This is a genomic window from Streptomyces sp. WAC05292, from assembly GCF_003949955.1.
GTDB lineage: Bacteria > Actinomycetota > Actinomycetes > Streptomycetales > Streptomycetaceae > Streptomyces > Streptomyces globosus.
Genome location: NZ_RPSE01000325.1, coordinates 1 through 7456, shown reverse-complemented (window position 1 = coordinate 7456; position 7456 = coordinate 1). Strand labels below are relative to the sequence as shown.

General features: G+C 73.8%; 5 protein-coding genes. 1 reads left to right on the top strand and 4 read right to left on the bottom strand.

Going from position 1 to position 7456, the window contains the following annotated elements; all coding sequences use genetic code 11:
- Positions 1-17 precede the first annotated feature (17 nt).
- From EF903_RS25500 to EF903_RS25485, 4 genes are all read right to left on the bottom strand, one after another.
- Positions 18-1031 carry a YdcF family protein gene (locus tag EF903_RS25500; RefSeq protein WP_125546952.1) on the bottom strand — a complete coding sequence of 338 codons (1014 nt, stop codon included), beginning with the start codon at positions 1029-1031 and terminating at the stop codon, positions 18-20.
- Positions 1032-1145: 114 nt separating this feature from the next.
- Positions 1146-2501 carry an amino acid deaminase gene (locus EF903_RS25495; protein WP_125546949.1) on the bottom strand — a complete coding sequence of 452 codons (1356 nt, stop codon included), beginning with the start codon at positions 2499-2501 and terminating at the stop codon, positions 1146-1148.
- Positions 2502-2871: 370 nt separating this feature from the next.
- Positions 2872-4209, bottom strand: a complete 1338-nt coding sequence (locus EF903_RS25490; RefSeq protein WP_125546947.1) for a M14 family metallopeptidase — start codon at positions 4207-4209, stop codon at positions 2872-2874.
- A gap of 124 nt (positions 4210-4333) precedes the next feature.
- The gene (locus tag EF903_RS25485) at positions 4334-5971 is read right to left on the bottom strand and encodes a chitinase (RefSeq protein ID WP_125546945.1); all 1638 of its coding nucleotides are present in this window, start codon (positions 5969-5971) and stop codon (positions 4334-4336) included.
- Between the two features lie 443 nt (positions 5972-6414).
- On the opposite strand from EF903_RS25485, the gene EF903_RS25480 reads away from it, so the two are divergent.
- Positions 6415-7395: a hypothetical protein gene (locus EF903_RS25480; RefSeq protein ID WP_125546943.1), complete on the top strand. Its 981-nt coding sequence runs from the start codon at positions 6415-6417 to the stop codon at positions 7393-7395.
- Positions 7396-7456 lie beyond the last annotated feature (61 nt).

Sequence of the window (7456 nt, the reverse complement as noted above, 5' to 3'; positions counted from 1 at the left end):
CCGCCCCAGCGCCCCCGCTACCCGGCGAGCGCCGCCGCCACCGCCGTCGCCGCCGCGATCGCCCCGCAGACCACCAGGTTGACCACCCGGTGCTCCCAGAAGACGGCGACGAACTCGCGGATGGTGGCGCTCGGCCAGAAGTAGCGGGCGGTCGGCGAGCCGACCACCTGCCCGTTCACGCCCGCCTTCCGTGCCGTCATCGCGGCGCGGAAGGCGTGGAAGTTGTTGGTGACGACCACGCACCGGTAGTCCGGCCCGGCCTCCGCCTCCATCACCTCCCGGCTGAAGGCGAGGTTCTCGTCCGTCGTCCGGGAGCGGTCCTCCAGCCGTACGAGTTCGGGCGCCGCGCCCTGGGCGAGCAGCCAGTCCGCCATCGCCCGCGCCTCGGGAACCTTCTCGTCCGGTCCCTGCCCGCCCGACGCCAGCAGCAGCGGCACCCGCCCGCCGCGTGCCGCCTGCGCGGCCTGGAGCCGCATGCCCTTCTCCAGGCGGGAGGCCAGCAGCGGTGGCACCCGCTCGCCGCCGAGCAGGCCGGAGCCGAGGACCACCACGAAGTCGACGTCGCCGCGGACCGGGGTGCGCCCGTACAGGAAGGCGTACGCGAGGAAGCACACGAACAGGAACGAGACGTAGCCGACGAGCAGCACCAGCCCGCCGACGGCCGCGTCCATCGCGGGCGAGCCGCGGTCGGCGACGTAGGCGACGAGCCCGATCAGCCCGAAGATCCCCGTCCCGGCGGCCAGCGACAGCAGGTTGGCGGGGCTGCGGCCCTCCCGCCGGAGCATCGTGATGCCGTTGCCGACGAGGAAGCCGGCGAGCGAGAGCGTGCCCAGCGTCGGCACCAGCAGGATCAGGGCCACCGCGACGACCCCCAGCAGCGGCGGCAGCGACGGGATCAGGAACAGCACCCCGATCGAGGCCCATATGAGGGTCAGGCCCAGCAGGACGGCGTTGCGGAAGCGCCGGCGGTCCGCCCGGACGCTCACCAGGAACAGCAGCAGCAGGACGGCCGCGGGCGCGAAAGCGATCATGCGCCCCAGCGTACGGCGCGCCGGCGACCCCGGAACGGGGTGCGGCGCACCGCCCGCCCCGCCGGGCTCCGGTGCGCCGCTCCTGCCTCTCCCGGGCGGCTTCGGCGGCGCCGTTCAGAAGAAGGTGCGGACCATTTCCGTGACGGTGCCGTCGGGTCCGGTCACCGGGATCAGCGGCCACTTCTCGAAGATGGTGCAGGGGTGCGCCATGCCGAGCGCGACGCGGTCGCCGACCTCGAGTTCGGTGCCGGGCGCCGTCTCCAGCCAGGCGTGCTGGTCGGACAGCTTCGTGACGGTGATCCCGGTGCCGGGCCGCTCGGTGCCGTCGGCGCCGCGCACGGTGAGCACCTCGGGCAGGCCGAGGTCGTAGGCGATGTCGCGCTTGCCGGCGTTGACGAAGGCCTGGCCGGGGGTGGGCCGGGAGACGACCTGGGTCCACAGGCGGAAGGCCGGCAGCAGGCCGCCTTCCTCGGGGTGCCGGTTGAAGGGGGTGAGGCCGGAATACCAGCCGTGGTCGTGCGAGACGTACGCGCCGGAGCGCAGCAGCCGCTGCACGGGCAGGGAGAGCTCGGGGATGCCGGCGAAGACCTCGGCGACCGCGTCGAACCACTCGCTGCCGCCGGCGCTGACGACGATCCGCTCCAGCCCGGTGCCCTTGAACAGCCCGGCGGCGTCGAAGTCGGCGGCGAGGGCGACGAGCCGGCGCAGCCACTCGCGGACGCTGTCGGCGTCGGCGCCGGGCATGGTGGCCTCGTAGCCGGCGACGCCGGCCAGGCGCAGGGTCGGCGCGGCGGCGACGGCGCGGGCGACCTCCAGGCACTCGGCCGCGGTGCGCACCCCGGTGCGGCCCTCGGCGCCGGCGCCGAGCTCCACGACGACGTCGACGGGGCGGGTGGTGCGGCCGGCGAGGGCGGCGTCCATGAGGGCGACCCCGCGGACGGAGTCGACGTACGCGACGAACTCGAACTCCGGGTCGGCGGCGAGCTCCGCGGCGACCCAGTGCAGGGCGGGGGCGTCGACGAGCTCGTTGGCGAGGAAGATCCGGCGGATGCCGAAGGCGCGGCAGACGCGGGCCTGGTGCGGCATGGCGACGGTGATGCCCCAGGCGCCCTGCTCCAGCTGCCGCTCGAAGAGGCGGGGGGCCATGCAGGTCTTGCCGTGGGGGGCGAACTCCAGGCCGTGCCGGTCGCAGAACGCGGCGAGCGCGGCCAGGTTGTGGTCCAGGGCCTCGCCGTCGAGGGTGAGGACGGGGGTGGTGAAGCCGCCGGTGTGCAGGTCGCGGTGCTGGGCGGCCAGCTCGCCGACGGTGAGCCCGGCGTCCGCGGCGTCCGGCGGGAGGCCCTTGAAGCGGTGGTCGACGCGTTCGCGGTCGAGTTCCCGCACCGCCTCCCGGACCGTCGTGCGGGCCGGCTTCCCGCCCGTCGCGGGGACGGGGTGCGGCTGCTGCCCGGCTGCCTCGGCGCTGGCCATGCGGATTCCTCCTCGCGCCGCGCCGGCCGCCGCGCGGTGCGGGAGGCGGGGGCGGCTGCTGTTCGGTGCTGTCTTACCTCCCCGAGGACGGCGGGGCAACGCCGGGCGGTTCCGGGCGCGGCGCGCGGGACCCGGCGCGGGCACGGGCGGGGCGCCCCGGTGAGGGGGCGCCCCGCCCGTGCGGGGCGGTGCGGGCGGGCGGCCGTGCTAGGCCGCCTCTTCCGGATCTTGTCTGGCCCGCGCCGTCCGGCACCGCGCCTCGCCGCGTTGTCGGGCCGCCCGCGTACCCCAGTACGCGGGCGGCCCTCCGCCTTGCGATGCACGGCACCGGACGACGCGGGCTTGACCGGCAAGATCCGAAAGAGACGACCTAGGCGGTGCAGTACTGCGCTTCCTTGCCGATGGAGCGGTACATGCAGTCGGCGTTCTCCAGGAGTTGCAGGACGGCGTCGCGGTTGCGGGAGGTCTCGCGGTCGATCACCTCGTCGGGTGGGTAGAAGCCGCCGCCGCCGAAGCCGGACGGGTACATCTCGAAGGTGTAGCCGAAGATCTTCTGGCTGCCCCACAGCCAGTCGTCGATCGTGCCGTCCGTGATGTAGAGGTCGCTGGACTGCTCGGGCGTGTAGCCGTTGCTGTTCGCCATGCGGGTGCCGACGGTCTTGAAGACGGCGAGGTCGTCGGCGGTCAGGCCGGGGGCGGTGTCGTTGTACGTCCACCCGTACGGCCACAGCACGAGCTCGCTGTAGGTGTGGAAGTCGATGGCGGCCTTGATCTGCTGCTTGCCGCCGACGACGCGGCTGCGGACGAAGTCGGAGACGACCTTCACCTCGGGCGCCGACTCGGGCGCGGCGCCGCGGTAGGTGTCGGAGCCCTTGCTGCCGCTGGAGCCGCCGCAGCAGCCCCACTTGTAGTTCCAGTTCCGGTTCTCGTCGGTGCCGACGGAGGAGGAGCCGGAGTTCGGCTGGCGGTTCTTGCGCCAGGAGCGGTAGGAGCCGGTGGCGATGTCGTACTCGCCGCCGTCGGGGTTGAGGTCCGGGACGATCCAGATCTCGCGGCTGTCGACCATGCGGGTGACGCGCGCGTCAGTCCCGTAGGTGGAGCCGAACTCCTTGAGCAGGTAGAGCGCCATCTCGACGGTGAGGTGCTCGCGGGCGTGCTGGTGGTGCGTGAAGAGGACCTCGGGCTCGTTCTCGTCGGCGGCGACGTTGTCGCTGATCTTGATGGCGACGATGTCGCGGCCCTGGTACGACTTGCCGATCACCCGCTTGCTCATGATGGCGGGGTACTGGGCGATGCGCTGGTCGATCTCGGCGCTCATCTCGGCGTAGTTGTGGTAGCGGGAGTCCGCGGACGGGAAGTCCGCCGGTCCCGCCTGGACGCCGCGCTCCGAGCGGTCGGGCGGGCCGCCGAGGGGGGTGAGCTCGTAGCCGAGGCGGCGCAGGGCCTTGGCCTGGAGGGGGTCGGCGCTGACGACGACCGAGCGGGCGTCGACCTCGTCGATGGAAACACCCGTCCGGAGCAGGGCCGTTCGCTCGGCCGGAGTCGCCGGGCCCTTGATCTCGTACTGGGCGATGGACTCGTCGAGGGTGGCGCTGGACGGGCTGGGCGGTGGGGCCGCCGTCGCGCTCATGCCGTAGGCGGGCGCGCCGAGCGCGAGGGCGAGCAGGGCCGCCGTGACGGCGGCCCTGCGTCGTGTGTGGAGCCGCATGCGTTCTCCTGGGTGGGGAGGTGGGGGTAGCCGTGCGGACGGGCACAGCGTGCTCTTGTGGCATGTCCAGGTCAAGAACCGGAAATCGGCCAGATTCCTTCGAAGCCACTCCCACTGGTACCGCCTACGGCAGCCCGTGAACCTTCGGACCCACCGCGTTGGACCAGGCGTTGCCCGCCTTGGCGTCCCAGTTCGTCGACCAGGTCATCGCCCCGCGCAGCCCCGGGTAGGTCTTCGACGGCTTGAAGGACCCGCAGTTGGTGCCCCGGGTCAGGCAGTCGAGGGCGTTGTTGACGACCGTCGGCGAGACGTAGCCGCTGCCCGCGCCGCTCGGGGAGGCCGGCACGCCGATGCCCACCTGCGACGGGTCGAGGCCGCCCTCCAGCTGGATGCAGGCCAGCGCGGTGAGGAAGTCGACCGAGCCCTGCGAGTACACCTTGCCGTCGCAGCCGTTCATCGAGCCGCTGTTGTAGTACTGCATGTTGACGACGGTGAGGATGTCCTTGATGTTCAGCGCCGTCCGGAAGTAGCTGCCCGAGGTCGACTGCATGTCGATGGTCTGCGGGGCCATCGTGATGACGAGCGAGGGCCCGGCCTTCGCCGACAGGGCGCGCATCGCCTGGCTCATGTAGGTGGGGTTGAGGCCGTTCTCCAGGTCGATGTCGATCCCGTTGAAGCCGTACTCCTGCATCAGGGCGTAGGCGGAGTTCGCCAGGTTCGCGGCGGACGCCGCGTCGTTCACGGTGATGGTGCCCTTCTCGCCGCCGATCGAGAGGATCACCGACTTGCCGGCCGCCTTCTTCGCGGCGATGTCGGCCTTGAACTGCGCGACGGTGTAGCCGCCCAGGCCCGCGCTGTCGAGGTTGAAGGCGATCGCGCCCGGCGTCGCCGTGGCGTCGGCGAAGGAGACGGCGATGATGTCGTACTGCGGCGACACGTCGGAGAGCCGCTGGACGGTCGCGCCGTTGTCGAAGTTCTGCCAGTAGCCCGTCAGGGCGTGCCGCGGCACCGGGGGTCCGGGCGTGCCCGGGTCGCCGCCGGTCGTCGTGCCGGTCACCGGCGCCGACTGCGGCCCCTCTCCGGCCGCGTTGTAGGCGCTCACCCGGAAGGAGTACGAGGTCGAGGCGGCGAGCCCGGTGATCTGCGCGGGCGGCCCGGAGACCGTCCGCACGCGGACGCCGTCCTGGTAGACGTGGTAGCCGGCGGCCCCGCCGACCGCGTTCCACGACAGGGTCAGGGAGTTCGCGCTCTGGCCGGAGACGGCGGCCCCCGCCGGGGCGCCCGGCAGCGAGGGGCCGGGGTCCGTCGGGCCGCCGCCGTCGGGGCCGACCACGCTGAACTCGTCGACGGCATAACCCGCCTGGCCGTACCAGCCGTGCGCGTAGACGGTGACCTGCGTGGTGTTCGGACCGGTGGTGAAGGTGGTCGACAGGCGCTGCCAGCCGCCGCCGGACCCGGGGGTCCAGGTCGACACGTCCTGTGTGCCGGTGCCGGAGGCGCCGAGGTACACGTACGAGCCCTGGACCTGCGCGGCGATCGTGTACGTCGAGTTCGGCTTGACCGTGACGGTCTGGCTGCACCGGGCGTTGTCCAGGCCCGACGGCGCGGCGCGCAGTGCGGCGGCCCCGGTGTGGGCGGGGCCGGAGGCGGCGGCACCGCTTCCGGGGCTGCAGTTCCAGTGCGTGAGGCCGGACTCGAAGCCGCCGTTGCGGACGACGTCGACGTCGGCGGCCCGGGCGGGGCCGGCGGTCAGGGCGGTCATGCCGCCGGCGGTGAGGGTCGCGGCGCCCAGCAGGGCGAGTGCGCGTATGCGGTTCACGAGGACTCCGTGGGGGGAGTAGGGGCGGTGAACGGGGATGCGAAAGGGGTGGCACGGGAGGCCGCGGAGCGGCGGTGGGGGGCCGGCACTTCAACTTGGTCCAGACCAATCTCGCTGTCAATGGTCTTTGCGATGTGGCTTGAACTGATCGGCCGTCCGATCCTGGTTGTCCGGGTTTCCCGCCACCTGCGACCGGTCCGCGCGGCACGGGAATTCCCAAGGCCCTGCCCCGCCAGGGGTGACGCGGATATGGTGCTGTGGCACGGGGGAAAGCAGGTCGGCCGTTTGCGGTCGCGCAGGCCGATGCGGCCGCCGCGGCCGTTCGGGGGCACCGCCCGGCGCAAGCCGGGGGAGGCGCGGTGCACGGGGTGAACAGGGGGATGCGCATGCCGGTCGCCATTGCCGTCACCAGCGCCGATCTGGTGCTGCCGGCCCCGGACCGGCACACGCCGCCGGCTGCCGTCCTCACCCCGCCCGACCGCATCGGCCTCGAAGGCGCCCTCGCCGAGACCGCCTCCCTGCTGGAGCGGCACGGCCACCTCCTGGCCGTCGTACCGCCCTGGCTGCCGGCCGCGACCGTCCGCCGGCTGCGCACCGTCCGCGCCATCCTCGAAACCGACCGGATCGCGCTCCTCGACGTCGACCTGCCCCCGCTGGGCACCGCCCTGCTCGTCCGCCAGCTGCGCCAGCTCACCGTCTGCGACTTCAGCCCCGGCGTCGTCGCCGCGGCCGCCCGCCTGCTCTCCCACTACGTCCACGCCGGAGCCGTCCTCGGCTCCGTCGCCAGGCTCGACCGGGTCGACGTCAGCCTCAAGGCGCACGCCCGCTCCTGGTCCCCCGGCGCCCAGTTCGCCGTCGTCGCCCACCCCGCACCCCACCTCGCCCGCCTCGGCCAGGCCGCCACCGGCCCCGGCGGCCGCGGGGCGCACGGCGCGGGCGGCCGCGGCCGGTCCCGCAAAGCCCCGGCCGCGGCGGGCGCCCTCCCCGAGGGCATGCCGCCCGGACCGTCCTACGGCACGCAGCTGACCTTCGCCCGCGGCCGGCTCGCCACCGACTGGGTGACCGCCAGCCTCGCCCCCGCCTGGCAGGTCCAGGGCGTCATGGAGAACCCGCTCCCGGCCGACTCGCCCGCCTGGTGGGGCACGCCGAAGCTCGTCGAGTTCGCCGCCGGCATCCCCGACCTGTCCGTCCTCTACCAACTCGTCGCCTCGGTACGCCGCGAGGAGTGCCGCTGGTGCGGCCTGGAGCTCATCGGCGACCGCTGCGGCTTCTGCGCCGCCCCGCTCCACGCACCGCCGCCGCCCGCCGCGGAGGCCGCCGCCCGCCCGGGCGCCCGTACGGGCGGCCGCACCGGCACCGCACGCTGAACGGCCGGCCGGCCGGTCCGCCCCGCCGGCCGCGCCGCCCGCCGCTCCACCGGCACCGCCC

Excerpts from the sequence above, each read along its gene's own strand:
- EF903_RS25500 (WP_125546952.1), bottom strand. The coding sequence starts at position 1,031 with ATGATCGCTTTCGCGCCCGCGGCCGTCCTGCTGCTGCTGTTCCTGGTG.
- EF903_RS25495 (WP_125546949.1), bottom strand. The coding sequence starts at position 2,501 with ATGGCCAGCGCCGAGGCAGCCGGGCAGCAGCCGCACCCCGTCCCCGCG.
- EF903_RS25490 (WP_125546947.1), bottom strand. The coding sequence starts at position 4,209 with ATGCGGCTCCACACACGACGCAGGGCCGCCGTCACGGCGGCCCTGCTC.
- EF903_RS25485 (WP_125546945.1), bottom strand. The coding sequence starts at position 5,971 with ATGACCGCCCTGACCGCCGGCCCCGCCCGGGCCGCCGACGTCGACGTC.
- EF903_RS25480 (WP_125546943.1), top strand. The coding sequence starts at position 6,415 with ATGCCGGTCGCCATTGCCGTCACCAGCGCCGATCTGGTGCTGCCGGCC.